Raw genomic sequence first — 24,786 nt, 5'->3', positions numbered from 1 at the left:
AAAATTAGAAGGACAGTCGCTCAAATTGGTTCTAAAATTTGAACAAGAAATATTTCTCAACTAAGGTTAATAAATGACCTGTATGTGAGCGCTATTTCATGACAACCGCCCGAAAACAACTCATTAGCTTAGTTGATACGCCTTATTATCATTGTATTTCTCGTTGTGTTCGCCGTGCTTTTTTGTGCGGTGAAGATAAAAACACCGGGGAAAACTTTGACCACAGACGAGGGTGGGTAGAGGATAAATTGCTGAGTCTAACGCAAGTATTTGCCATAGATGTTTGCGCTTACGCTATCATGAGTAATCACACGCATATGGTCTTGTTTATCGATGAAAACAGCGCTAAAAGATGGTCGACAAAAGCAGTACTTGAGCGTTGGCATCAGTTATTTAAAGGTACGTTATTAACACAACAATATTGTCGTGGAGAAGATATTCCTGAGTACCTTATGGCTGCTTTGCTTGAAACGGTTGACGTTTATCGCCATCGCTTGATGGATATCAGCTGGTTTATGCGCCTGCTCAACCAACGTATTGCGACACAAGCCAACCAAGAAGACAACTGTACAGGGCATTTCTGGGAAGGGCGTTTTAAATCCCAAGCCTTATTAGACGAAGCTGCTCTTGCTGCTTGTATGGCGTATGTTGATTTAAACCCAGTCAGAGCCAACATAGCGAAAACCCCTGAGAGTTCAGAGTACACCAGCGTAAAACAACGCGTTATATCAGCCAAAAAAGCTAAACAACCTAAAGCGCTACTGCCTTTTGTGGGTGATCCACGCAAAACTATGCCAAAAGGTTTACCATTTGAGCTAAAAGACTACCTTGAATTACTTGAGATGACAGGGCGCTGTTTTAGAGAAGATAAAGCGGGACATATTGACGCTGCTCAACCTGCTTTACTTAACCGCTTGAACATAAGTCCTGATAATTGGCTCACGTTAACAAAAGACTTTAGGCGCTTGTTTCATGGCGCGGTAGGTCATAGTGATGTATTAACCGATTACTGCGAGCACAAAGGGTTGAAGCGACGAACTAATATTAATTGCTGCAATAAGCTTCTGGCGTAACGACTTCAACATAATAACCACTCATCAATATCACGTTTGACTTATTCGCACGTCTAAAAATGGTATTTCACCGCTTTATTTTATTATGCTTTATAAGTGAGTGTCCTAGTTGATGCTAGTGCGGCGTTAGCACTCAAACGATTCCAGTATTTGAATACATTTTGATGTTACCAATTTTCCATTTCCACCGAGATGTGCGGTAACTATTGCTCCCTCCTTCATAATACAGATAGCATCAAGTAATGTGTTATCTGTACTAATGAGATGGCGGCTAATAATTTCCCGTACTTGCTTTTTGTGGAAGTGACAGAATTGAAATATTTCGCTGTTAATGTCGCTAAATTCTGCTGAAGTATTAATGAAAAAGCAGCCTCTAAAATCACCTAACATATTCTCTTTGTGCTCAAACCAACTTGCTAGCGATAAAAATAAACGGTGAATGACATCTTGATTTGAGTTAGAACCTGACAGCTTTTGCTCTAACCACGCAGTAAATATTTCGTGTCGTTTTTGTAAAGATGCAATGATTAAGGCTTCTTTACTTTCAAAATGAGAATAGAGAGTGCGTTTCGCTACACCAGAAACACTGATTACTTCATTGATTCCAATTGAATTTATTCCATTTTTATAAAAAAGGTCTAATGCTGTATTTATCAGTAATTGACGCTTTGGGTTCATTTTATTTCTCCTTTAAATAGATATTGACATGTGTAGACCGAATTGTCTACTCTGGTTGTGTAGACAGATTGGTCTACTTTATTGGAGTGTATTTATGAATAGTATGGTCATGTCGATTTTTGCGGGTGTGGGGGCTTTTTTAGCCATAGGGTTGCTCTCTTTTCTAGATTCAACACTGAATGAAGTTGCCTTGTTAATGGCTCCTTTTGGTGCTACAGCGGTGCTTGTTTTTGGGGTACCAAGCAGCCCTCTCGCGCAGCCTAAAAATGTTATTTTTGGGCACTTAATTACTGCTTTTGTTGGGGTGTTTTTTACGCAGTATATTGGTGTGTCACCGGTTACATTGGCGCTAGCAACGGGAATTGCGGTGAGTGCAATGTTAATGACGAAAACGACACATCCCCCTGCAGGTGCAAATCCGTTATTAATCATGCTATCAGGACAAAGTTGGGGTTTTCTAATTACGCCAGTTTTATTAGGTGCAATTTTCATTGTATTAGTAGGTAAAAGTATGCAAATGTTGTTAGTTAAGTGGCAAACAGTTAAAGGAAATCTATCAGGCAAGAATCTATCAGGCCACCCATAATGAAATATATACACTTTATTATGGGTGGCATGTTACGTTCTCTCATATTCCTGATCAATGAACGTCATTACTAAATATATAAATAAAATAAGGAGGATAAGGGATGAAAAACATTATTAGCTTATGCCTATGTTCTATTTTGTTGTTACCTATGGCACTAAGCGCCAATGAATTCAGTTATACCGACTATATAGACTCTACTAAACGTATTAAGTGTTTGTATGGTTATGTTGCGAGTAAAACCGGTGATCACCAAGCCGCCATTCAAATATTTGAAGATTGTATCGAACGTTGGAACGATGTTTATTCAATGATTTGGCTCGCATACATTTATGAGTCAGGCGCCGGGGTACCACAAGATTATTCATATTCTACTCAGTTAATGAAAAGAGGCGCTTTACTGAATGATAAGGCTGGATATTCTAGTTTGGCTAGATACCATTATGGCGTAGCACTCTATAAAGGCAAAGGGACTAAAGCCAATGTTAAAGAAGCTAAAATATGGCTGCAAAAGGCCTATGCCGAGGGAATTAAAGAAGCAGGTGAGTACCTAACCTTAATTAATAGTCAGTAGCTATCTTAAAAGTCATTTTAGAAAAATCTATCAGGCCACCCATGATAAGAACAGGTAACATGCCACCCACTTTATTATGGGTGGCATGTTACGTTCTCATGTTACGTTCTGATACGTTGCTTCTCCCTATGGGGGCTTAATTAGGTGAGTGATTCAGCTGACGGTACAACGACCGCATAAAGATCACTGATCGTTGCCAAAGCACTTTGGTGTAATGCGATAGCACTGACATCACTGACTGATGTTTGAAGTGGTCGTGTTGCACAAGCATCAGCAACGACTGTTGGGCTATTGCCTCGTAAAAATGCGCCTTGTGCAGTAAACGTTACGCACATATGAGTCATAAAACCAATAATAATGACCTGGTTATTACCTGCGGCATCAAGCTGTTTATCAAGATCAGTATCGACAAACGCGTCAGGTGCTGTTTTTACGACAACAGGTTCACCGTCAATGGGGGCAACACTAGGGTGAATTTGACCAATATCGTCATTAATATCGTATGGACTCCCAGCACCACCATCATGAATGACATGAATGATCTTGGTGTTTGCTGCACGTGCCTTGGCTAACAATGCGCTTGCACAATCCAATGCTGGCTGCCAACCATCAAGTTCCATGACACCGCGAGTATAAGTGTTTTGGTAATCAACTAAGATCAGTGTTGCTGTAGACAAAGAAGCCGGCGTTTGATCAAAACCATTAAGATCGCGCAGTGTTTTGGTTGTACGGTGAGTTATTACTTTAGCTGTAGACATATTTTTCTCCGTTTATCGTGAGTTATCTTTGTTAACAGCAACTTGCCTTTTACATCCCTAGAAATTAACGTCAAGGTAACCATAATTCAAGTTTGTTGTAAGCATTTTGCTGTACTTGTAGGTTGTTACTTTATGCTCTATTATCGTCACACAAAAGTGTCCTTTAGGACTATATATGATGATATTGGGACAAGATGAATTTAGCCGCCGATCATACAATAGCCATTGTCGCCTATGATGGTATTAGCCTGTTTCACCTATCAATACCGTGCAGTATTTTCGGTGAAAATTTAGATAAAATGGGCGTTCGTCCGTACAAGGTTGTTGTGTGCACGCAAACGCCTGGATTAATACCTACGCTTTCGGGTTTTCCCATTGATATTGGTCAAGACTTAACAGTACTTGATACCGCAGATACCGTTATTGTGCCAGCATGGCTTGATCCCGATGTTCGCCCATCAACGGAGTTACTTGAGTCGCTACGCCGTGCACATAAACGTGGCGCGCGCATGGTCGGCTTATGTCTTGGCTCTTTTGTACTTGCTGAGGCTGGATTACTCGATGGCAGAACGGCTTCAACCCATTGGGTCTGGGGTGACGATTTCGCTCGAAAATACCCAGAAGTCATTTTCGATAACGATGTACTTTATATTGATGATGGCGATGTATTAACCTCGGCGGGAGCCGCGGCAGCCATTGATTGCTGTTTACATTTGTTAAGACGAGATCATGGTGCTGATGTGGCAAACCAAGTTGCCCGTCGTATGGTCGTAGCTCCGCACCGTAGTGGTGGACAAGTGCAATACATAGAACAGCCTTTGCCTAGAAAAGTTGATAGCGATCGCTTAGAACCGGCAATTACGTGGGCCATTGGCCACTTAAGTACGCCAATAAACCTAGATCAAATGGCAGATCGCGCCAACATGAGCCGTCGAAATTTCTCACGACTTTTTCGAAAAGCAACCGGTATCACGTTTACTCACTGGTTACTCACTGGTTACTCACTCGAAGGTTAGCATTAGCGCAAAGGCTATTAGAAACAAATGATCATAATATGGAGTTGGTCGCTAGTGCAGCAGGTTTTAGTTCAAGCGTTAGTTTTAGACAACACTTTTCTACCGCCTTTTCAATATCGCCCACGGCCTATCGCAAACAATTTAGACAAAACGACTCACGATGAGTTGCCAAGCGAGTCGTTCTTTTTCATTTTTTCGTAATATGTGAAGCAACTAGCCTGTTAATACTTGGCTGTGTACTTGCTCATTTAATACGACTACTTCTGCGCGTTTGAAGAAGTTAAAATCAGTAGCTGTTGCTAGGGTATAAGCACCCATCATACGGCTTACAATTAAATCACCATTGTTTAATTTAGGCAACATAATGGATTCGCTTACTACATCAATACTGTCACATGTTGGTCCTGCTAGTACAGAATCAAAACGCATGCCGTCTTGTTTCACACTATCAATTGGGTATGCTGCTTCGTCAAACATTAAGCCGCTAAATGAGCCGTAAATGCCATCATCTAAGTAGTACCACGTTTTACCTTCACGCATGGCTTGTCCCATAACAGACGCGACACTGGTTACACAGCTTGCCACAATGAAACGTCCAGGCTCTGCAAGTATTTGCATGGTTTCGGGTAATTGTGCAAGTGCTACGTTAATTGGCTGACAAAAGACATCAATTGGTAGTACATCGGCGCTGTAAGGCACTGGGAATCCACCACCAATGTCTAACGTGCTTAATGCAGGTAAACCCAGTTCACTCACTTGTTTAATCACTTTTGCACAAGCGTTTATAGCATCTACGTATTTAGTTGCGCTAGCCGTTTGTGAGCCAACATGAAACGATAAACCTTTAATACGAATACCTAATTGTTGTGCGTAGGTAATAATTTCGATGGCCATTTCTGGGCTGCAACCAAACTTTTTAGATAAATCGGCAAATGCTTCTTTGTTGCGAAAGCTTAAACGGACTAAAATTTCTGCTTGGTCTTTGTAAGCAATAAACTTTTCTAGTTCATTAATATTATCTACCACAAAGACAGTGCAGCCATAAGCTAGTGCATCACGAATGTCGCTATCGCGCTTAATTGGGTGCGTGTGAATGGTACGCTCGCTCGGTACACCTTCACTGGCAACTAAATCCACTTCGCCGCTGGTTGCTAAATCAAAACTCGCGCCTTCTGCCAATAATGTGCGTACAACGGCTGCTAATGGTAAAGGTTTTAAGGCAAAATGCAGTGTAACACCAGGTAGTGCATTTTTAAGTGCGTGGTATTGGCGACGAATAGCTTCACAGTCAAGTATCATTAAAGGAGCGCCAAACTGGGTAGCTAGTTGCTCAACTTCTTGATTGGTCGGTTGGGTATAAGCAAAACATTCGCTTTGGTTAGCCGCAACCGTTGCTGCAGGTACTTTGATTGTTAACTCTTGTAATTGTGTTGATAACGCCATGGTATTCTCCGAGTGAAAGGCCGTATGTATTACGTCCTAAGCAACCGCTTGGATAACTGTTTATCTACAAGTCGGTTAAGTGATATTAATAGTGCTTATGCACAGTCAAATTCACTCTTGGATAGTTACTCATTTGCCTTGCTACAAACTAAATTTGTAATGTACTCGGATTGGCTATCATCAAGAAGCGGCGAGATAATAAAGAGTGTTTTACGGTTGTGCAATAGTTAATTTCAAATAAAATAAAAATATTTTAAGCCTAGGTAAAACAGCTGCTTGAGAGGAGTTAATTGATAATCTTATCGATAAATAAAATTAATCGATAAGCCATTTAATGAATCAAGAGGTTATTGTGCAGGTTATTGTGCCAGCCATAACAGGTTATTGTGCCAGCCATAATATATTGTGCAAATAACAACCACCAAGCTAGACTTAATTCATTCTTTAATTTTATTAAATAGGGTGATTATTATGCCTAAGCCGCGTTCACAACAAATTAGTTTATCGGACACACCCAATTACCACATTTGTAGCCGTACCGTGCGCAAGGCATTTTTGTGTGGCGTAGATAAAGAAACTGGCGTTAGTTTTGAACACAGACGTGCTTGGATTGAACAACGCCTTTTTCAATTATCTCAAGTGTTTGCTATTGATATTTGTGCCCATGCTATTATGCATAATCACATACATATAGTTTTACATGTTGATAGTGAGCGAGTAAAAAAATGGTCTACAACCGAAGTATTTACCCGTTGGCATTCATTATTCAAGGGGACTTTATTGACTCAAGGTTACCAGCGATCTGAAAATAAAAATACGATTGAGGCTGCTGAAATGGCTATGGTGGACAGTACTGCCGCTATTTATAAACAGCGCTTAATGGATATCAGTTGGTTTATGAGGTCATTGAATGAACCAATAGCGCGACAAGCTAATAAAGAAGATAATTGTACGGGACATTTCTGGGAGGGACGTTTTAAATCTCAAGCCTTACTTGATGAAGGTGCTCTCCTGGCCTGTATGGCTTACGTAGATTTAAATCCGATACGAGCAGGCATCGCCTCGACGCCAGAGCAGTCTATTTATACTAGTATTCAATTACGGGTTAAAGCCGCGCTTAAAGGTAAGCAGCCTACTGCCTTATTACCTTTTCGAGGTAATGAGCATCAACACAAAGTAGAAGGTATCCCTTTTAGTTTAGAAGACTACTTAACCCTTATTGATGAGAGTGGTCGAGTGTTACGTGATAATAAACTAGGTGTTATTGACTCTACCATGGTAAACATCTTGGCAAGGTTACATATTAGTGACGAGAGTTGGTTAAGGCTTATTACCGATTTTGAAGGGATTTTTACTGGTGCAGTAGGGACTGTTGAGCACTTATGCGAGTTTACTGAACATGTTGGCCTGCAAAGAACCCATGGTATAGCTAATGCCCAAGCTTGCTTAAATAGCGCATAATCCTTTTACTATTATTAATAGTTGAACGATATTTCCCTTAAAGGTGGGGCAGGCGTAGTTGTATCCCAATGACAATAATCACCCAGAATTAACGACTATAAGCATAAAAGTTAATAGAAAATTCATTGACGTTATAAGTTAGCGTTATGTATATCAATAATCTTTAATCAAAATGTTATAACGTATTATTATGGCTGGCATAATAGTAATTATGGCTGGCATAATAGTACTAGTAATTATGGCTGGCATAATAGTACTAATTTTACTCTTATAGTGAATATTTTATAGACAAAGTGTTTTATTGATGTAATCTAAAATGACTAATCACTTGAATAAGAATAATAAAATGGAAAGATTAAAAGAATCTCAAGCGCTGCTAACACTTAATTATAATGCTTATAACAAGGCGGCAACTAAACCACTAGCACCATTAGATGTAAACGATGAAGCGCAATTAAAAGAGTTACTTAATACGGTAATGAATCGTGAGTCCATATCACATATGCGACATAAAAAAGCGCTTAAAGAAAGCGCTGAGTTACGCAGTGCTATTGCGGATGTTCTTTTGTTGCTTGATGGATGCGATATAAAAAAAATAAAAGCCGCCATGAGAAAAGCGACGGCAGTGCCGGAAAAATAATTTGCACTATCTCCACGCTATGTGGGTAATACTATAAGTCGTGTTTTTATTTTTCTAGTGCGGTAATTTTATCTTTAATTTTTTCTGCCTCAGCGGTAATCATGGCATAAGATTTAATATCTCCTTTGCGCTGTGCTTGCATCGCTTGCTCAAGTTTTGCTTCGTAAAGCTTATTGAGCTTTTTAGTTGGGTTTTTCTTAAAAAATGACAACATATAAAATACCAGTAAATGAGTTATACAGAGGTATACGTAAGTAAAGCAATATAAGTTTTTAATGTGTTAATTAAATTTAACAACCACTGAACGCATAAAAGCTCACACAAAATAAAATACGGCTAAATAAAGTTAGTAACGCTGTCGCTATTAGATTAAAATACGCTTAACGTTTACCCCCTAAACGAATGCGTTATCACGTAACTTAACACGGTTGCTTTTCGGCTTTTTTGAAAACCAATTCATTCTGCGAAAAATCAATAGATCCTAGCAATTTTATCGCGTTTTATTATGCTGCTATTTCATCATTATGGATAAAACGATAACCTTGTTAAGGATATCGTTAAGGGTAAATAGGTAAGTGAACTCATTAAGTTAACGGGTGTTGCTAAAGTAACGCGTTAATTAATGCTCAATTCACGGTTGAACTAACGCTTGAAATAACGTTTTTACAAAAGGTTGTAGTAAATATATGGATTACTTTGAACAGTTAGGGTTAAGTAGAGATGCTTCTACTACAGATATTAAAAAAGCCTATCGAAAACTTGCTAACAAATATCATCCCGATAAAAATAGTGACAGTGACGTTGAAGAAAAATTTCAATTAATTAAAACGGCTTACGATGCTATTGTCGATCCTAAAAAACGCTCTGTCTATTTAAAAAGTAACTATACTTTAATAACCAACCCTAGAGAGGTTGCAGATACTTTTTGGCAAAACGCATTACGCTAACAACTCAAATTTGAAAAACATGCATTAAGAGAGAGTCCTTTGCAATCTGACAAAAATATACCTGATTATTTAACCGATGATTTTTCTATGTATTTAGAAAACATGTCGTCGTTAACTGATCCTGAAAATCCTGATTTATTAGCAAACTATTTATCTGATTTATTCAAGCAACTTGATACCACGCCTTTATTATTTACCGGTATGATTGATCAATTAGCGATGGCGATAACCACCAAAATTAGAATTGATAGTAAAAATTTAGCGTTACTTGACTTAACACAAGAGCCTACGTGGGCTGATATAAAACCTTTTGTTGGAGTACACGCCGACGCGAGAGCTTGTATTACCGAAATAATGAATAGTGCAGAGTACGAGTTAAAAATGGCTGTTTTACTGATTCATTACTATAACCGTTATGATGCAACGCCGTTAAAAGCATTAGACGATGATGATGACGATTTTAATGATGATTACGGTTCAGATGATTTTGATGAAAACTATTAATCATTACGAGTAATCAATACTAATAAACTATAAATGTTTATGTAATATCAAGTTGCCTAATTTATTGAATTAGCGCATCGAATAAAAAATATAATACCCTAAGGAATAACCGTGACAAATAATGCACTAGTTTTGGCTACCGATATTATTGAGATAGCACAACAAAGCGGTAGACGCGCTGGTACGTCTTTAGAAGCTATCGCTTCTGAGCAAGGTGACGAAACAATGTTAGCCGTATTAACAGAAATGGATATTTTAACGGTTGCTAAAATTGTTAGAGAGCACGACGCTACTATTCCTTCTATTGCCACTTGGTTAATGGATGCAGAGTCTATTAAGCAGTTATTGAATGTTGAGCCGTCTTATTGGCAAAACATGGATGAAGAAACTGTCTTTTGTGCACAAACCGAAGCACACAGTTTATTATCACAAATTTTTCTGTCTACTGATGACGAAGAAAAGCAACTAGAAGTGTTAAAAGCCATTGTAGAAGATGACTTTGGTTTATTGTATTTGTCACTGCCATTTGTAGGGCATGACTTTTCTGAAATTGAAGAAGATGAAGAGCAAACCTCTGGCAGTATTGAAGAGTTGCTAATGAAAATTAAAAGCTTAGATGAAGATGCCTACCGTGAAGTCATGGTGGTAAGCACTAATGGGACTTTAGCAAACATTGAAAAAGTGTTAAAAGATAATGCAAATAAACAACGTGTAACTTCAGTAGAGATGGATACTGATGACATGTTTGCACCACTGTAGTGTTAGTAAACACTGTGTCTCGCGTTTATCAACAGTCTATCAATTGTGTAGCATAATTAGGATTCTTTAATGAGAATTGCAGAGTTAAGAAACCATCCGTTTCTACTTTTGGTCTTAAAAGATGGAGAAAGTGAAGGCTATTTTTCTCCAGAGTTAGTCGATAAAATAAAGCAACAGTTAATAGATATGTCATTAAGAATAGCTTCTGATAATTTATCTATTATTTATGCCGATCAAATTAACAAAGGTTGTGAAATTGTTCTGGGTATTACCAATTTAGGCTTGTTGGCGCTTTGCGATAACGATACTGATAAAGCTAAAACCATAATAAAAACACAAGGTATTGTCTATTGCTTTAGAGCAGGCTGGGCTAAATACGCACAATTAAAAACTATTTCACCTTCTTATTTTGACAGTATTGCTATCACTACTTATGCCTTATCAGTCAATGACACCGCTGATATTAGCGCGCGCCATGCTAACTTAATAAAAGAAGGCTATAAAAGTGCAAAATTATTAGACGTCTATAAAAATATTGCCGCCACCTATTGTGCTAGCAGTTTACTGATTGATAACGATGAAGATGTTTTATTGTTTGAGTTACAGCGTTATCTCAACAGTGCGCTGGCGTTATTGTTAATTGATAGTGACAAAAAAGTTTTTACTAGCTCGTTATATCAAGCCTTTAATAGCTATATTCTCAGTACCAAAAAAGAACTGATACTTGAGAAAATACAAAGCAGTATCGTAACGCTTACCGGACAACTGTCGATATTAACTAAAAGTTATTTACAAGAAATAGATTTATTAGGCTTTTCTGAGTTTAAAAGTATTATTAATCAACAAGTCGATGTTGCCATTCATATTCAAGAAATTTTAGAGCTGCCGATCACCGTACTCAATGAGTTACATGATGATTTTGAAGGCGGTTATGACTTTCATGCTGATGATGAAGATGATATAGCTTATTTAAGACCAGACGAGCAATAATCTTTTTGATAGTGGGTGGTTAATAATGCGTTATTTATCGCAGTGTTGATAACCACTATAGTTGTAGATTTTATCAGTAAAAGCCTGTGATGAGAGTTACAGGCTTTTTATCTATAAGGGCCGTTAAAGCTATTTAGGGTATTGAAGTAAAGGTATTGTTTCTATTTATCATAATACGCAGCAGACTATCCGCAATAACTAACAGTACAGCGATCCCAAAGAAGCCATAACTCCATAACTGATTGTGGCTGATAGATTCATTAAGTAAGAATATCGCTACTAACATCATTAATATCGGCTCACCATAATTAAGCATACCAAAAACGGTTAGCGTTAAGCGTGACGCGGCGGAAACAAAAAACAGCATCGCAATAGTGCCGAGTAAGCCTGAGCCTAATAGTAATACTATGCCCCAGTTTAGCGCAGGTAATAAGGGACGTTGTTCAATCACACCAATATATACCAACAATAACGCTAGCGGCGTCAATAAAATATTTTCTGCGACAAAGTTACTGGTTGTCGATATTTTGCTTTTACGGCGCAAAATAAAGTAGGGCGGATAGCCCAAACAAACCAGTAATGTTACCCAAGAAAAAGTGTGATTTTTAAATAACTGTACGCTAACGCCTATTAACGCCGCGCCGACAGCTAGCCACAATAAAGGCGTCAGCTTTTCTTTAAAGTAAAATCGCCCGGTTAAACTAATGGTAATAGGCAATAAAAAATAGCCCATGGCAATATTAATGGTTTCACCATTTACCGGACCCCAAAAAAACACCCACCATTGCAGCCCAACTAAAGGGGCAGTAAAGCAAAGTATTAACAATTCTCTTGGCTGAATAAAGCTCGCTTTTAGCGCATAAATTTTTCCAGCCATCGCTAAAAATATACCGCCAAAAGCTAATTGTGATAACACGCGAAAAGAAAAGAGAATATTACCATCGACGGGTGCCAAAAATTGTAGGTAATAAGGCAGCAATGAAAAAATAATAATTGAGCCGAACATCAGGAGGTAACCCTGTAGTTCTTGTTTGGCGACAGTTGACGTAGGCATTAATACCAATCCGTATAAGAAAGTGGTCTCTTAGCCAGAATTTAAAGGCTTAGAGGCAAGGCATTGATTGTAGGGAAGGCTTATTCCCTTGTCAAAATTAATAATGATGCATATAAGCCTTTAAAAATGGCCCTTTGGGAATGCATGGACACCATGATAACGTCACAAAATTTACTTGATGTAGAATAACTATATCGGCATAAATGTTATTTGGTCTACTGTCGTCCATGCTATTCTAAGTGGTCACTTCTTTATGCGGAATGGTATAATACTCGCTAAAAATTGACGATATGTTGGTAAGTCGTAAACCATGTGCTAGGAAGTGGTTGCTATCACTATATGGTTAGGTAATGTTACTTGTTCTAAGCGTACTAATATAGCGCTATGTAAGTAATAAACTTGATAGAATTAGTATTAGTTTGTGATTACTCTATAAAGCTCAGCTATAACAGCGTAGGATCAAACTACTTTAGATAAAATCAGGTGTGCACTAACGTGTACTAACAAAAATTTATGCAACTAACAGCAAAAGCATCATTGACCAACGCATTACTTATTTCTATTTGTACACCGCAATTTAAAGGTGATGAGGCAACAGAATCATTAGCAGAGCTTGCTCGTTTAGTGACTACCTTAGGTTTTAGCGTTGTTGGAACGCAATCGCAAAAGCAAAGTTCAACCCAAAAAGTTAATGTATTGGGCCTAGGAAAACTCGCTGAAATAGCGCACCTTACCGGTAATAAAGGTGAGGTTGAAGAGCAAGATGATAGTGAAGACTTCCTCAATGAACAAGCTGAAGCATTCTCTACTAATATAGCGGCAAGTATCCCATCAGATAATCTGCCGTTTGGCTGTGCGGATGTGGTCGTTTTTGATTGCGATTTAAGCCCCTCTCAGCTACGCAATGTTGAGAATCAATTAGGCGTAGAAGTATTTGACCGTACCGGTATTATCATTGAAATATTCAGTCGCCATGCCCGCACCAAAACAGCTAAACTACAAGTTGAAATTGCTCGCCTTAATTATGTAGCACCACGACTTCGTGAAACCTCCACGGGTGATAAAGAACGCCAAATGGGTAAAGGTGCTGGCGAAACTACGTTAGAGCTAAATCGCCGTAAAGTACGGGATCAATTAGCCGAATTAAAACGTGAGTTGCTCAGTGTTCAAGATGAAATGAAAGGTCGACGTACCCAACGTTCAGAGCTTTTTTGTGTCGCTTTGGTTGGTTATACCAATGCGGGTAAGTCATCGATGATGCGCGCTATTACCGGTAGTGATGTTGAAGGGGAAAACAAGCTATTTGCCACGCTTGATACCACCGTTCGTGCCTTGTATCCAACCACACAACCGCGAATACTTGTGTCAGACACGGTTGGTTTTATTAAAAAATTACCACACGATTTAGTTGCTTCATTCCACTCAACATTAGCAGAGGCGCATGATGCTTCATTATTGTTATATGTGGTTGATGCCTCTGATCCTTCGTTTCGTACTCAACTCGATGTCGTACACGAAGTACTAGAAGAAGTTGGTGTTGAAGACAGTAAAAAATTATTGGTGTTAAACAAGTCAGATCAATTAAGTATTGAACAACAACAAGCCTTAATGGAAGAGTTTCCTGATGCCATGATGACTTCAGCGCGTAACCCGGCTGATATTGCTAAATTGCATGACTACATTGTTAACGTTGCGCAGCAAGACATGATTGAAGAGGAGGTGATTGTGCCTTATACCGCTAAAGGTATCATAGGTGAAATTAGATCGAGTATGAGTGTCACTAACGAAGTCTATGAATATAACCATATTAAACTGACTGTGCGCTCAAATGCGATTGAGTTAGCCCGATTGAAAAAACGTATGCTTAGTTTATAACAAGGTGGAACACTATTGATTTATCTATTTCTCTCTATGAAACTTCCTTGTAGATAACAACTGTCGACAACAGAACCTTTTTGTTATAGTTTAGTGATTGTTTAGTTATGCGGTTGATAATAATACCGTTTAACCGTAAGGGGTCAGTAGAACCTCAAGATATTATATGGAGATATTATATGGTAGAAGCAACTAAATTAACTGGGCATGAACGACATATTGGTGAACATAGTGCGTTAATATCAACATCGGATTTAACCGGTCAAGTTAATTACTGTAATGAACAACTTTATCATTTTACTCAATATACAGCTGACGACGTCATTGGTAATCATCAAAAAATGTTTGGTGCTGGCTGTATGCCAGCCTCTTTTCCTGGCGATCTTTATGAATCACTGCAATTAGGTAAAGCCTATGTGGCGATCCTTAAAAACCGCTGCCGTAATGGCGATCATTATTGGGCTAATGTGTACTTTACGCCAATTTATGAACACGGAAAACTCGTTGGTATAGAATCGATTAGAACACGCCCTACAGCTGAGTGTATTTCACGGGCAGAAAAACTGTATTTACAACAGCAAAAAGACCACAGTAAGTCGATAAAGACCAGTAGGCTATTGTCGTTATTCACACGCAGTACCCACCTTAAGCTGGGTTTAGCATTAACTAGCGTAATATTACCAGCTTTTGGCTTATTAGCTTATGTGCTACCTGATAACAATTTACCACTACTGGGTGCAACGGCTGGCGTAACCTTACTGCTAACTTGGCTAGTTCTATATGCCATGACAACGAGCTTACGCATAGCAACAAATAACACTCGCTCTATTATTGATAATGATCTAGCAGTGCAGGTATATACTGGTCGCCAAGATGAAGTAGGTCAATTAGTGTTAACTGTTGAAGTACTCAAAGCCAAACTCAATACAGCGCTTAATCGGGTAAGTGAAGCCGTTGAAGAGCTCGTAGCGCAAACAGAGTTAACCAAAAATACCGCATTACATACACAAACAGAAATAAATCGTCAAAAAGAAGATATCGAACAAGTTGTTATCGCGATGGAGCAAATGTCTGCCACAGTTACTGATATTGCCAAAAATACTAATGATGCTTTACAAGGGACTCACGAAGTAGAAGCGATGACTGCTGACGGGCAAAGCACCGTTGTGCAAACCGCTGAACATATAACAACTTTAGCAGACAATATTAATGAAGCGACTGGGGTTATTCAATCGTTAGCGCAAGACAGCAAAGGCATTACTGATATTCTAACTGTTATTCAGTCGGTAGCCGAACAAACTAATTTGTTGGCATTAAATGCAGCGATTGAAGCGGCTAGGGCTGGCGAACAAGGTCGAGGTTTTGCTGTCGTTGCTGATGAAGTGCGTAGCCTTGCCGGTCGCACTCAGGGATCAGTGGTTGATATTGAAAAAATGATCGCCCGTTTACAAGACAGTACGCATAAAGCGGTTAACGTAATGGCGGCTAGTATGCCTTTAGCAACAGGCAGTGTTGCTCAAACCAACTTGTCACAAGAGGCATTAGCACGAATAAGTGCACGTAGTGGTCAAAACAATCAATTAAACACCCTAATATCGTGCGCAGCAGAGCAACAAGCGGTTGTGGTCTCTAATATGCTAGATAAGGTACAAATGATCAGTGATTCTTCACAATCAACCGCTAATCATGCTCAAGTTAATCAAGACTCAAGCCAGCAATTGACAAAGCTGACGCAGCGCTTGCATGGTATTGTCCACAGTTATAGTAATCAGTAGTTCGTTTGGTGATCTATAAACAGCTTGCTTATAAATTACTTATCACCTCGAACATGCTCGAGTTTTAATAATGACGGAGTTAACAATGTCTGACCAGACTTATGTACCACCAACAATTTGGCAATGGAACTGCGCAAGTGGTGGTAAATTTGCTAGTATCAATCGTCCTATCGCTGGCGCAACACATCAAGCAGAGTTGCCTATAGGTAAGCATCCTTTACAGCTTTATTCGTTAGCAACACCTAATGGCGTTAAAGTGACCATTTTATTGGAAGAGCTATTAGCATTAGGTATAAAGGACGCTGAATATGATGCTTACTTAATTGATATTATGGAAGGGGAGCAATTTGGCTCGGGGTTTGTCGAGATAAATCCTAATTCTAAAATACCCGCCTTAGTTGATCATAGTGGTGATAATAAATTACCTATTTTTGAGTCTGGCGCGATACTGTTGTATTTAGCCGAGAAGTTTGGCCAATTTTTACCTCAAGAGACCTTGTTAAGATCACAATGCTTATCGTGGTTGTTTTGGCAAGTAGGCAGTGGACCGTACTTAGGTGGTGGCTTTGGTCATTTTTATGCTTATGCACCAGAAAAGTTTGAATATCCGATTGAGCGGTTTACCATGGAAGTTAAGCGACAACTTGATGTACTCGACCGTCATTTGGCTAATAACCAGTATATGTGCGGTGACCAATATACGATTGCCGACATGGCTATTTGGCCATGGTATGGGGCTTTAGTACAAAATAGAGTTTATGAGGCGGCAGAGTTTTTACAAACACACTCGTATAAACACTTAGTGCGTTGGACTGAACAAATCGCTCAGCGAGCGGCAGTAAAGCGTGGAGTAATGGTGAATCGTACTTGGGGTGAGTTAGATGAGCAGTTACCTGAGCGTCATGACGCCAGTGATTTTAAAATCAGCTAGGTGGGGTAACCGAAAATATCGTCTTAAATGGTTACCTAGGTTTATTACCTTAGCTATCGCCTAATTTATCAGCTGAACGTATATCTATTATGCCCCTGATCAGACTTAATCGGGGACATAATTTATTTCAAACAGACTTAATTTTTCTGAGACTTTTTCTTTTTAAACCAGACATAGGCTTTATATATCACGATAGCGAAGAGTGTCCAAAATACAGTATGATAAAAGGCATGCAGAGAGCCTTCACCTAGAGCATGGTCAGTATGTGCGAATGCTTGCCCTGAAAACAGGGTGATAAAGCTAATGATAATAGTTAAAAATTTCATGTTGGATCCTTAATTTGTACTAATGAATAGTTAGATGAAAGTTAAATGTGTTGTTCGAGTGTATCGTGATTGTATTCGTGCCCAGTAACACTTAGCTAAAAGGCTAAATTTTCAGCATACCTTCTTTTTCAATAAATTCAATAATCTCTGCTAGGCCTTGTTGCGTTTTCATATTTGAGAAAATAAACTTTTTATCGCCGCGCATTTTTTTAGTATCTCTTGCCATCACATCAAGCGAAGCACCGACTAAATCAGCGACGTCAATTTTATTTATAATTAACAAGTCAGACTTGGTAATACCAGGACCGCCTTTACGCGGAATTTTATCACCAGCGGACACATCAATAACATAAAGAGTTAAATCTGATAATTCAGGGCTAAATGTGGCGCTTAAGTTATCACCGCCGCTTTCAACTAAGACAAAATCTAAATCAGGGTGCAATGCCTGTAACTCATCAATAGCGGCTAAATTCATTGAGGCATCTTCACGAATGGCGGTATGAGGGCAACCGCCTGTTTCAACACCCATAATTCTGTCCGCAGCGAGCGCACCATGTTTAGTTAAAAATTCAGCATCTTCACGGGTATAAATGTCGTTGGTTACGACAGCCATATTGTACTTGTCACGTAGTGCTAAACATAACTCGCGTAATAAGGCTGTTTTTCCTGAGCCAACGGGGCCGCCAACGCCAATACGTAAAACCTGTTTTTTCATATGTAGTTCTCTTAACGTTATTTTAAAATAAGTGTGTCTTTTCTACGCCTAGTATTACGAGCGAAAAAGGCGTGAGTATTGCGTTTCATGCCAGGCACTGGCCATAGCTAAGTGCGGTAAACTGCTACCTATATCGTCATCGCCAATAGCATTGGCTTTTTCAATAATTAATTCTGTATTCATGGTTAACTCAAATAATAGGTTTTGTGCTTGCGTTTGCCCAAGTGGCACTAGTTTTGTTGCCGCAGCGACTTGGTTATCTATGTATGTCCAACAATAACCACTTTGTGCTGACATTAAGTCAAGTTGAAACACATAAGCACAAAGTGCAAAGGCACTGACAAAGCTGATCTCAGGTAATGCTATAATTGCTTGATACGCGTCGATGTTAATCTTATCGAGTTGTTTAATTAGCCTAATTAACGCTTTGCCCATGGCTAAGTCGGCCAGTAATAATTCATGACTTTCTCGACAAGCAATTAAATGATTATTCCAGTAGATAAAAGCGGTTAAATCATAGTCCTTATTATGGGATGACTCATCCGGAGCATCATGAAGAGATAGTGCGTTAAATAATCGCTTTAAAATCGCTAAGTCGGTTTGAGCTATCGACTCTTGTAAATTAATATTTATCCAACTAGCCGTTGTTTGAGGTGAGGTTAACCAACCCATTTCAACGCCATACTCTAATCCTTGCGAAAAGGAAAAACCGCCCACGGGCAAGTTAGCACTGCACAGTTGCAAAAGTCGATTGAGCTGAATCGAATTGGCGGGTTTAGTGATCATGTGTGTGTCTACTGTTACTGTAGGCACCATTTTCAGGTTCAAATATTGTTGGGGTATGATCAATAATTAAACCATACTTTTCAGCAAGCTCTTCTAATACATTATCAGGCTTAAAACGCACCCATAACTCACCAATTTGCAGTGAGGTATGGCGGTTACCTAAGTGATAACACACTTTGCAAAATGTTAACCAGTCAGTAGCGATGGCTGTTGATACGGGCTCTGCTTGACCTTTAATTTCAATAAATAAACCACACTCAGTTTTTAATACCTCACCGACTAATAAGGGATGGCCGCGCTCCATAAAAATACCAATGTCGACACCGCCGTCGGTTTTACCTTTAATACGGGCTTTTTTACGGGTATCTTGATCTAACGTTATTGAATCCGTTATGTCGCTGTGGGTATGACTAAAACGTTGGTATGCTTGTAACATGTAATTTCCTAATTCTTTCTCATTAAAATAGACAATATAATTGGGCAAGTGGTAATGTGCTAGCGGGCTCGCAGGTTAATAGTTCACCATTTGCCCTTACTTCATAGGTTTGTGCATCGACTTCTATTTTTGGTTGCCAGTTGTTATGAATCATATCGTCCTTACCAATATTTCGAGTGTTTTTACACACCCCGACCATACGCGTCATCCCTATTTTTTCAGGAACGTTAGCGTCAATTGAGGCTTGAGACATAAAGGTCATCGACGTTTTTGCTGCAGCACTACCAAAGGCAGCAAACATTGGACGGTAATAAACCGGTTGTGGTGTTGGAATAGAGGCATTAGCATCACCCATTGGCGCTGCGACAATCATGCCTGACTTTAAAATCATTGCTGGTTTGATACCAAAAAATGCAGGTTTCCATAAGACTAAATCAGCCAGTTTCCCCACTTCTACCGAACCAACTTCATGGCTGATACCATGGCTTATCGCTGGGTTTATGGTGTATTTTGCAATATAACGTTTGATGCGAAAATTATCATTTCGCTCAGTATCTGGCGCTAAAGGTCCACGTTGCTGTTTCATTTTATGCGCTGTTTGCCAAGTACGCGTGATCATCTCACCGACACGGCCCATCGCTTGTGAGTCAGAGGAGATCATACTGATAGCACCTAAGTCATGCATGATATCTTCTGCAGCAATACTCTCTTTGCGAATACGCGAATCAGCAAAGGCAATATCTTCAGGAATAGAGGGGTCTAAATGGTGGCATACCATCAGCATGTCTAAATGTTCATCAATAGTATTAATGGTATAAGGGCGAGTTGGGTTCGTTGAAGAGGGCAAAACATTAGGTTCACCACAAGCACGAATTATATCAGGGGAATGTCCACCACCAGCGCCTTCGGTATGATAAGTGTGAATAGTACGACCTTTAAAGGCAGCTAAAGTATCTTCAACAAAACCAGACTCATTTAAGGTATCGGTATGTATAGCTATTTGCACGTCGTAACGTTCAGCAACCGATAAGCAATTATCAATCGCAGCCGGTGTAGTGCCCCAATCTTCATGTAACTTTAAGCCACAAACACCAGCTTCAATTTGCTCTTCTAGTGCAATTGGTAAACTTGCATTACCTTTACCTAAAAAACCAAAGTTCATCGGAAAGTCGTTTGTTGCTTGCAACATCTTATGAATATACCAAGGACCTGGGGTACAAGTGGTCGCCTTACTGCCTGTTGCAGGGCCTGTTCCTCCGCCAATCATGGTAGTAACACCTGACATTAATGCTTCGTCGATTTGTTGCGGACAAATAAAATGAATATGGGCGTCTATGCCACCAGCAGTAAGAATTTGTCCTTCGCCCGCGATAACTTCGGTACCTGGACCTATTTCAATATCAATATTATCTTGAATATCAGGGTTGCCTGCTTTACCGATAAGGGTAATACGTCCATTTTTAATGCCAACATCGGCTTTAACAATGCCCCAGTGATCAAGAATGAGGGCGTTAGTGATAACTAAGTCAACCGTTTCAAAACATGATGCTTGGCTTTGTCCCATACCATCACGAATAACTTTACCGCCACCAAATTTAACTTCTTCGCCGTACTTAGTAAAATCTTTTTCAACTTCTAGCCATAAATCGGTATCGGCTAAACGAACACGGTCGCCAACGGTTGGTCCAAACATATGCGCGTAAGCATTTTTATCAATAATAGCCATGGTTACTTCTTCTCTCCTATATGAGCTTCTATCGACCCTTGTACTTCAGCGCGAAAGCCAAATACACGACGTTTACCACGAAAAGGAATAAGGATGACTTGCCGCGTTTGTCCTGGTTCAAAACGAATAGCGGTTCCTGAGGTAATATCTAAGCGGTAACCTAAGGCAGATTGACGATCAAAATGTAAGGCAGGATTAACTTCGTAAAAATGATAATGTGAGCCAACTTGAATGGGTCTATCACCAGCATTAGCCACCGTTATTATTAATGGTTGACGACCCACATTCATTTCGCGGTTGCCAGCGTCGGTTTTTATTTCACCAGGGATCATATTTTATTCTCTGTTGTTTAACTTTTTCAGTTAACACTGTTTTGTTAAATGGTATCTACACTATATATTTTCTAGATAATGGGATTATGAACGGTGACAAGTTTAGTGCCATCAGTGAAGGTTGCTTCAACTTGTACTTCAGCAATTAACTCGGCGACACCGTCCATGACTTGATCGCGAGTTAACAGTGTGCGGCCATAATCCATCATTTGCGCAACGGTTTTACCGTCACGGGCACCTTCAACAATTTCCATAGAAATGTAAGCCATTGCTTCTGGATAATTTAATTTTACGCCTCGTTTTAAACGACGCTCTGCTAATAATGCCGCAGTAAAAAGCAGTAGCTTGTCTTTTTCTCTTGGTAATAAATCCATAATGTTCTCTATTGTTTTACTTAAACTTAAACTTAAACTTAAACTTAAACTTAAACTTAAACGATGTTAGGTATGCCAAACCCGAGGAATGCTTGCTTCTTTATTAAGGTATAGGGGTCTGATTTTTTGCCATAAGAGAATAAATAGTGCTTTGCATTCTTGAGCATGCTCACCTAAATAACGTATCACGAGTAGCTGACGTATTTGGCTAATACTAATTTTTGTCTCGGCATTCGCTGCAATAATGCAGTCACGTAATTGCGCAATAAGTACTTTTTTATTCTTCTCATCAAGTTGTCCTGCTGGCGCATAAGCCATAAAAGTCCCAAAAACACTAAGGTTGTTTAAGCCAGCTCTATGTTGGTATATTTCATTATCAGGCTTAATTGATATTCTGTCGTGATAGATCAAGGTGTTGTCACAATACACTCTATTTAATTGGCTATAATGGCCATTGTTAAATAGCAGACCAGAGCTTGGTAGGCCTAAGCAGGTAATATCCCAACCTAAGTAAGCACTGTCATTTGTTAAGTGGACATCAACGGTGTTAAAACCATCAGCGCCTTCATAAACAATGGTTTCTAATGGAAAATTCTCACATTTGGCTTGTTTAGCGATAAAAATATTACCATGCTGAAGCTGTTTTGAGTCGCCAATAGACAGGTCTTTACGCGCTCGATAAAAGCGATTGGCACCAGGCGTAGTCACTAGAGCGTGAGCTTGCTCGTTAACCTTGATACTTATTCGCAGTTCATCACCTGAAACAATACCGGCAGGAGGATGTAATAAGTAAATATGGGCACAATCTCGCCCTTCAGGATAAAAGGCTTTTTGTACACTGAGCGGACCATTACGTTTAGTATGGGTAAGTTGGCTACCACTTGGCGTTAAACTAAACTCTAAACATAAGCTGGCAAGCCATGCATTTTTAGGCGTATCGTGCATCGATACATTATGAGTGCTCGTTGCGAGATGCTTTTTTACTGTATTGGTGAACATTATTATTTTGACTACTTTTTATTCTAGCTAGTGTAAAGGCTAGAATAGTATTGAAAAATTACTACTATCAGACTTATATCTCAGATAAAGCATATATTGAGCCAAAAAATAAAAAACACCCTGTTTTTCAATGTTGTTAGCAGATTAAAAAAGATCTTAAATAGCTAAATATTATTAGATGAATAAGTTAAAATGTTGATATTGTCTTTATATAACAATTATTTATTTTATTTTCCGTTGAATCATGTACAGAAGGTATTTAAGGCGTAATGAGCACAAGAGTAAATAAACGTTTACTCATTGGTCATAACGCTCTTATGCACTCGAATCGTTCTCTATGCACTATATAAGTGCTTAAGCACTTATATAGTGCATAGAACGGGGCCTAACTTAATGTTGAGCAAGTTTACTTTTTAAGGGAAAATAAAGTTAATTCAAAGTAAACTTACCAAAATGTAATTCTATTGAGCGGGGCTATGATGCTTGAACTGGATATCCGTACACTTCTTGTTGTAACAACCCTTGCATCTATCGGCTCTGCTATTGCTCTAGTTTTTCTATGGCTATCACAGACTCGCCACAACGGTGCAGGTTTTTGGGCTATTGGTATGTCGTGTATTTCAATGGCGAGTATTTTGATATCAGGGCAAGGTATTTTTCCCGATTTTCTTTCTTTCGTGATTGCTAACTCGTTTTATGTGTTTGGCTTTGTGTTTATTCTGCACGGTATTCGTATTTTTGCTGATCGACCCCCCTTACTTTTTTTAAATTTTTCTGTCCCTCTCATTACCGCTGTATTGTTTTATTATTTTTATTTTATCGATAAAAATATAAATATAAGAATTGCGACGCTTTCTACGGCATTCATGATCACTTGTTTGACGATTGTTATTACTTTGTTAAGCAATAAAAAAGCACCTTGGCGGTCAGCTGGGTTTTCTGTAGCGGCTGTTTTCGGTTTGTTTGGTCTTTTTCATGGCACGCGAGGAGTGATAGCACTTATATCTCCTTTTGACAGCTTTCTTATGTACCCTAGTATGTCGACGTCATTTGTCTTTCTTGCAGGGATCTTTATCCTCGGAGCTATTCCAATAACACTGATTTTACTGACCTACGCTGCTTTAGAAGCAGAACTGCGGATAACTTCGCTTGCCGTTAATCAATCCGCATCATCCATCATTATTACTGATACGAATGGTGCTATTGAATTTGTTAATCCCGCCTTTACCGAGAAAACAGGTTATTTACTAGATGACGTAATAGGTAAAAACCCTCGTGTGTTGCACTCAGGTGAAACATTGCCTGAAAAATACGATACGCTTTGGAGCACATTAGCTGAAGGAAATACTTGGCGAGGCGAGTTTCATAATCGCAAAAAAAATGGTGAGCTTTTTTGGGAAATAGCGTCAATAGCACCGGTTAAGCAAAGAAATGGCATTATCAGTCATTATGTCGCTGTCAAAGAAGATATTACGGCGTTGAAAAATGCAGAAGAGCGTATTCTTCATATGGCTAATCATGATGTACTAACCGGGTTGCCTACCAGACGACTTGCCATGGATCGCTTAATGAGCGCTTTAGCGATAGCCAAGCGCAAAGAAACGAAAATAGCCGTTTTATTTGTTGATATTGACGGTTTTAAGAAAATTAATGACTCTATTGGTCATGATGCCGGTGACTATGTATTAAAAGAAACAGCTACTCGACTTTCTACCAGTGTCAGAGCCGTTGATACAGTAGCCCGTGTTGGCGGTGACGAATTTTGGATACTACTGACGAATATACCCGATAAAGACTGCGTTATAGTCATCGCGGAAAAAATACTGAGCGCCGTCGCAAAACCTTATACCCTTGATCACGACGAAATATGTATTGGTATAAGTATTGGTATTGCTTTATATCCAGACAATAGCGTTAACCCTAAGGAGTTAGTTCATTTAGCTGATCAAGCCATGTATAAAATAAAGCGACAAGGCAAGAATAATTATGCTTTTGTCTAATGCTGTCTTTTTATACAGTATAGTTTAA

General features: G+C 39.1%; 28 protein-coding genes. 15 read left to right on the top strand and 13 right to left on the bottom strand.

Annotated elements, in window-relative coordinates:
- Nucleotides 1–98 precede the first annotated feature (98 nt).
- A complete protein-coding gene (locus FCS21_RS11825) occupies nt 99–1,073 on the top strand; it encodes a transposase (protein WP_138623629.1) in 975 nt (324 codons plus the stop codon).
- A 126-nt stretch (nt 1,074–1,199) separates the two neighbouring features.
- On the opposite strand, the gene FCS21_RS11820 is transcribed toward FCS21_RS11825, so the two are convergent.
- Complete coding sequence (locus FCS21_RS11820) at nt 1,200–1,751, bottom strand: TetR/AcrR family transcriptional regulator (protein ID WP_138623627.1); 552 nt, start codon at nt 1,749–1,751, stop codon at nt 1,200–1,202.
- 94 nt (nt 1,752–1,845) lie between these two features.
- On the opposite strand from FCS21_RS11820, the gene FCS21_RS11815 reads away from it, so the two are divergent.
- Both FCS21_RS11815 and FCS21_RS11810 read left to right on the top strand, forming a co-directional pair.
- Nucleotides 1,846–2,337, top strand: coding sequence for an HPP family protein (locus FCS21_RS11815; protein ID WP_138623625.1), 492 nt, complete (start codon nt 1,846–1,848; stop codon nt 2,335–2,337).
- Between the two features lie 103 nt (nt 2,338–2,440).
- Complete coding sequence (locus tag FCS21_RS11810; RefSeq protein ID WP_138623623.1) at nt 2,441–2,911, top strand: tetratricopeptide repeat protein; 471 nt, start codon at nt 2,441–2,443, stop codon at nt 2,909–2,911.
- Nucleotides 2,912–3,051: 140 nt separating this feature from the next.
- On the opposite strand, the gene FCS21_RS11805 is transcribed toward FCS21_RS11810, so the two are convergent.
- Nucleotides 3,052–3,669 (bottom strand): cysteine hydrolase family protein, encoded by a 618-nt coding sequence (locus FCS21_RS11805; protein ID WP_138623621.1) that lies wholly within the window; start codon nt 3,667–3,669, stop codon nt 3,052–3,054.
- A 194-nt stretch (nt 3,670–3,863) separates the two neighbouring features.
- Here FCS21_RS11805 and FCS21_RS11800 point away from each other — a divergent pair, with 194 nt between their 5' ends.
- Both FCS21_RS11800 and FCS21_RS17050 read left to right on the top strand, forming a co-directional pair.
- The gene (locus tag FCS21_RS11800) at nt 3,864–4,685 is read left to right on the top strand and encodes a GlxA family transcriptional regulator (protein WP_246047208.1); all 822 of its coding nucleotides are present in this window, start codon (nt 3,864–3,866) and stop codon (nt 4,683–4,685) included.
- A complete protein-coding gene (locus tag FCS21_RS17050; protein WP_246047218.1) occupies nt 4,652–4,849 on the top strand; it encodes a helix-turn-helix domain-containing protein in 198 nt (65 codons plus the stop codon). Before FCS21_RS11800 ends, FCS21_RS17050 begins: the two co-directional genes overlap by 34 nt.
- Nucleotides 4,850–4,898: 49 nt before the next feature.
- On the opposite strand, the gene FCS21_RS11795 is transcribed toward FCS21_RS17050, so the two are convergent.
- The gene (locus tag FCS21_RS11795; protein WP_138623619.1) at nt 4,899–6,128 is read right to left on the bottom strand and encodes a type III PLP-dependent enzyme; all 1,230 of its coding nucleotides are present in this window, start codon (nt 6,126–6,128) and stop codon (nt 4,899–4,901) included.
- A gap of 471 nt (nt 6,129–6,599) precedes the next feature.
- Between FCS21_RS11795 and FCS21_RS11790 the strand changes: the two genes are divergently transcribed.
- Nucleotides 6,600–7,589: a transposase gene (locus tag FCS21_RS11790; protein ID WP_138623617.1), complete on the top strand. Its 990-nt coding sequence runs from the start codon at nt 6,600–6,602 to the stop codon at nt 7,587–7,589.
- Between the two features lie 346 nt (nt 7,590–7,935).
- Entirely contained in the window at nt 7,936–8,229 is a 294-nt protein-coding gene (locus FCS21_RS11785) for a hypothetical protein (RefSeq protein ID WP_138623616.1), read from the top strand.
- Nucleotides 8,230–8,275: 46 nt separating this feature from the next.
- Here the strand turns inward: FCS21_RS11785 and FCS21_RS11780 are convergent, their stop codons facing one another.
- Nucleotides 8,276–8,443 (bottom strand): DUF6435 family protein, encoded by a 168-nt coding sequence (locus tag FCS21_RS11780; RefSeq protein ID WP_138623614.1) that lies wholly within the window; start codon nt 8,441–8,443, stop codon nt 8,276–8,278.
- A 472-nt stretch (nt 8,444–8,915) separates the two neighbouring features.
- Here FCS21_RS11780 and FCS21_RS11775 point away from each other — a divergent pair, with 472 nt between their 5' ends.
- The 4 genes from FCS21_RS11775 to FCS21_RS11760 all read left to right on the top strand — a co-directional run bounded on the left by FCS21_RS11775 (nt 8,916) and on the right by FCS21_RS11760 (nt 11,429).
- The gene (locus tag FCS21_RS11775) at nt 8,916–9,176 is read left to right on the top strand and encodes a DnaJ domain-containing protein (RefSeq protein WP_138623612.1); all 261 of its coding nucleotides are present in this window, start codon (nt 8,916–8,918) and stop codon (nt 9,174–9,176) included.
- Between the two features lie 39 nt (nt 9,177–9,215).
- Nucleotides 9,216–9,680: a hypothetical protein gene (locus FCS21_RS11770; protein ID WP_138623610.1), complete on the top strand. Its 465-nt coding sequence runs from the start codon at nt 9,216–9,218 to the stop codon at nt 9,678–9,680.
- Between the two features lie 111 nt (nt 9,681–9,791).
- Nucleotides 9,792–10,439, top strand: coding sequence for a hypothetical protein (locus FCS21_RS11765; protein WP_138623608.1), 648 nt, complete (start codon nt 9,792–9,794; stop codon nt 10,437–10,439).
- 69 nt (nt 10,440–10,508) lie between these two features.
- A complete protein-coding gene (locus FCS21_RS11760; RefSeq protein WP_138623606.1) occupies nt 10,509–11,429 on the top strand; it encodes a hypothetical protein in 921 nt (306 codons plus the stop codon).
- Between the two features lie 133 nt (nt 11,430–11,562).
- On the opposite strand, the gene rarD is transcribed toward FCS21_RS11760, so the two are convergent.
- Nucleotides 11,563–12,483: an EamA family transporter RarD gene (rarD, locus tag FCS21_RS11755; RefSeq protein ID WP_138623604.1), complete on the bottom strand. Its 921-nt coding sequence runs from the start codon at nt 12,481–12,483 to the stop codon at nt 11,563–11,565.
- Nucleotides 12,484–12,996: 513 nt separating this feature from the next.
- Here rarD and hflX point away from each other — a divergent pair.
- From hflX to yghU, 3 genes are all read left to right on the top strand, one after another.
- The gene (gene hflX / locus FCS21_RS11750) at nt 12,997–14,358 is read left to right on the top strand and encodes a GTPase HflX (RefSeq protein WP_138623602.1); all 1,362 of its coding nucleotides are present in this window, start codon (nt 12,997–12,999) and stop codon (nt 14,356–14,358) included.
- Between the two features lie 179 nt (nt 14,359–14,537).
- The gene (locus FCS21_RS11745; RefSeq protein WP_171035693.1) at nt 14,538–16,133 is read left to right on the top strand and encodes a methyl-accepting chemotaxis protein; all 1,596 of its coding nucleotides are present in this window, start codon (nt 14,538–14,540) and stop codon (nt 16,131–16,133) included.
- A gap of 85 nt (nt 16,134–16,218) precedes the next feature.
- Nucleotides 16,219–17,064 (top strand): glutathione-dependent disulfide-bond oxidoreductase, encoded by an 846-nt coding sequence (gene yghU / locus FCS21_RS11740; protein ID WP_138623598.1) that lies wholly within the window; start codon nt 16,219–16,221, stop codon nt 17,062–17,064.
- 137 nt (nt 17,065–17,201) lie between these two features.
- Here the strand turns inward: yghU and FCS21_RS11735 are convergent, their stop codons facing one another.
- The 8 genes from FCS21_RS11735 to FCS21_RS11700 form a co-directional block, all read right to left on the bottom strand.
- Nucleotides 17,202–17,390, bottom strand: a complete 189-nt coding sequence (locus FCS21_RS11735; protein WP_138623596.1) for a hypothetical protein — start codon at nt 17,388–17,390, stop codon at nt 17,202–17,204.
- 103 nt (nt 17,391–17,493) lie between these two features.
- Entirely contained in the window at nt 17,494–18,105 is a 612-nt protein-coding gene (ureG, locus tag FCS21_RS11730) for an urease accessory protein UreG (protein WP_138623594.1), read from the bottom strand.
- Between the two features lie 54 nt (nt 18,106–18,159).
- Nucleotides 18,160–18,891, bottom strand: a complete 732-nt coding sequence (locus FCS21_RS11725; RefSeq protein WP_171035692.1) for an urease accessory protein UreF — start codon at nt 18,889–18,891, stop codon at nt 18,160–18,162.
- Nucleotides 18,881–19,327, bottom strand: a complete 447-nt coding sequence (locus FCS21_RS11720) for an urease accessory protein UreE (protein ID WP_138623590.1) — start codon at nt 19,325–19,327, stop codon at nt 18,881–18,883. Before FCS21_RS11720 ends, FCS21_RS11725 begins: the two co-directional genes overlap by 11 nt.
- Before the next feature lie 22 nt (nt 19,328–19,349).
- Nucleotides 19,350–21,053, bottom strand: coding sequence for an urease subunit alpha (gene ureC, locus FCS21_RS11715; protein ID WP_138623588.1), 1,704 nt, complete (start codon nt 21,051–21,053; stop codon nt 19,350–19,352).
- 2 nt (nt 21,054–21,055) lie between these two features.
- Nucleotides 21,056–21,385, bottom strand: a complete 330-nt coding sequence (locus tag FCS21_RS11710; protein ID WP_138623586.1) for an urease subunit beta — start codon at nt 21,383–21,385, stop codon at nt 21,056–21,058.
- A gap of 71 nt (nt 21,386–21,456) precedes the next feature.
- Nucleotides 21,457–21,759, bottom strand: coding sequence for an urease subunit gamma (locus tag FCS21_RS11705; protein ID WP_138623584.1), 303 nt, complete (start codon nt 21,757–21,759; stop codon nt 21,457–21,459).
- Between the two features lie 66 nt (nt 21,760–21,825).
- Nucleotides 21,826–22,758, bottom strand: coding sequence for an urease accessory protein UreD (locus tag FCS21_RS11700; protein WP_138623582.1), 933 nt, complete (start codon nt 22,756–22,758; stop codon nt 21,826–21,828).
- Between the two features lie 476 nt (nt 22,759–23,234).
- Here FCS21_RS11700 and FCS21_RS11695 point away from each other — a divergent pair, with 476 nt between their 5' ends.
- Nucleotides 23,235–24,758 (top strand): GGDEF domain-containing protein, encoded by a 1,524-nt coding sequence (locus FCS21_RS11695; protein ID WP_246047206.1) that lies wholly within the window; start codon nt 23,235–23,237, stop codon nt 24,756–24,758.
- Nucleotides 24,759–24,786: the final 28 nt, after the last annotated feature.

Source organism: Colwellia ponticola (assembly GCF_005885605.1).
Taxonomy (GTDB): domain Bacteria; phylum Pseudomonadota; class Gammaproteobacteria; order Enterobacterales; family Alteromonadaceae; genus Colwellia; species Colwellia ponticola.
Note: the sequence above shows the minus strand (reverse complement) of the source record. Positions and strands in the feature narration are given on the sequence as shown.

Excerpts from the sequence above, each read along its gene's own strand:
- FCS21_RS11705 (WP_138623584.1), bottom strand. The coding sequence starts at position 21,759 with ATGGATTTATTACCAAGAGAAAAAGACAAGCTACTGCTTTTTACTGCG.
- FCS21_RS11795 (WP_138623619.1), bottom strand. The coding sequence starts at position 6,128 with ATGGCGTTATCAACACAATTACAAGAGTTAACAATCAAAGTACCTGCA.
- FCS21_RS11760 (WP_138623606.1), top strand. The coding sequence starts at position 10,509 with ATGAGAATTGCAGAGTTAAGAAACCATCCGTTTCTACTTTTGGTCTTA.
- FCS21_RS11825 (WP_138623629.1), top strand. The coding sequence starts at position 99 with ATGACAACCGCCCGAAAACAACTCATTAGCTTAGTTGATACGCCTTAT.
- FCS21_RS11710 (WP_138623586.1), bottom strand. The coding sequence starts at position 21,385 with ATGATCCCTGGTGAAATAAAAACCGACGCTGGCAACCGCGAAATGAAT.
- ureC (WP_138623588.1), bottom strand. The coding sequence starts at position 21,053 with ATGGCTATTATTGATAAAAATGCTTACGCGCATATGTTTGGACCAACC.
- FCS21_RS11800 (WP_246047208.1), top strand. The coding sequence starts at position 3,864 with ATGAATTTAGCCGCCGATCATACAATAGCCATTGTCGCCTATGATGGT.
- FCS21_RS11695 (WP_246047206.1), top strand. The coding sequence starts at position 23,235 with ATGATGCTTGAACTGGATATCCGTACACTTCTTGTTGTAACAACCCTT.
- FCS21_RS11735 (WP_138623596.1), bottom strand. The coding sequence starts at position 17,390 with ATGAAATTTTTAACTATTATCATTAGCTTTATCACCCTGTTTTCAGGG.
- FCS21_RS11815 (WP_138623625.1), top strand. The coding sequence starts at position 1,846 with ATGAATAGTATGGTCATGTCGATTTTTGCGGGTGTGGGGGCTTTTTTA.
- FCS21_RS11700 (WP_138623582.1), bottom strand. The coding sequence starts at position 22,758 with ATGTTCACCAATACAGTAAAAAAGCATCTCGCAACGAGCACTCATAAT.
- hflX (WP_138623602.1), top strand. The coding sequence starts at position 12,997 with ATGCAACTAACAGCAAAAGCATCATTGACCAACGCATTACTTATTTCT.
- FCS21_RS11720 (WP_138623590.1), bottom strand. The coding sequence starts at position 19,327 with ATGTTACAAGCATACCAACGTTTTAGTCATACCCACAGCGACATAACG.
- FCS21_RS11790 (WP_138623617.1), top strand. The coding sequence starts at position 6,600 with ATGCCTAAGCCGCGTTCACAACAAATTAGTTTATCGGACACACCCAAT.
- ureG (WP_138623594.1), bottom strand. The coding sequence starts at position 18,105 with ATGAAAAAACAGGTTTTACGTATTGGCGTTGGCGGCCCCGTTGGCTCA.
- rarD (WP_138623604.1), bottom strand. The coding sequence starts at position 12,483 with ATGCCTACGTCAACTGTCGCCAAACAAGAACTACAGGGTTACCTCCTG.
- FCS21_RS11820 (WP_138623627.1), bottom strand. The coding sequence starts at position 1,751 with ATGAACCCAAAGCGTCAATTACTGATAAATACAGCATTAGACCTTTTT.
- FCS21_RS11810 (WP_138623623.1), top strand. The coding sequence starts at position 2,441 with ATGAAAAACATTATTAGCTTATGCCTATGTTCTATTTTGTTGTTACCT.
- FCS21_RS11745 (WP_171035693.1), top strand. The coding sequence starts at position 14,538 with ATGGTAGAAGCAACTAAATTAACTGGGCATGAACGACATATTGGTGAA.
- yghU (WP_138623598.1), top strand. The coding sequence starts at position 16,219 with ATGTCTGACCAGACTTATGTACCACCAACAATTTGGCAATGGAACTGC.
- FCS21_RS11785 (WP_138623616.1), top strand. The coding sequence starts at position 7,936 with ATGGAAAGATTAAAAGAATCTCAAGCGCTGCTAACACTTAATTATAAT.
- FCS21_RS11775 (WP_138623612.1), top strand. The coding sequence starts at position 8,916 with ATGGATTACTTTGAACAGTTAGGGTTAAGTAGAGATGCTTCTACTACA.
- FCS21_RS11725 (WP_171035692.1), bottom strand. The coding sequence starts at position 18,891 with ATGATCACTAAACCCGCCAATTCGATTCAGCTCAATCGACTTTTGCAA.
- FCS21_RS11780 (WP_138623614.1), bottom strand. The coding sequence starts at position 8,443 with ATGTTGTCATTTTTTAAGAAAAACCCAACTAAAAAGCTCAATAAGCTT.
- FCS21_RS11805 (WP_138623621.1), bottom strand. The coding sequence starts at position 3,669 with ATGTCTACAGCTAAAGTAATAACTCACCGTACAACCAAAACACTGCGC.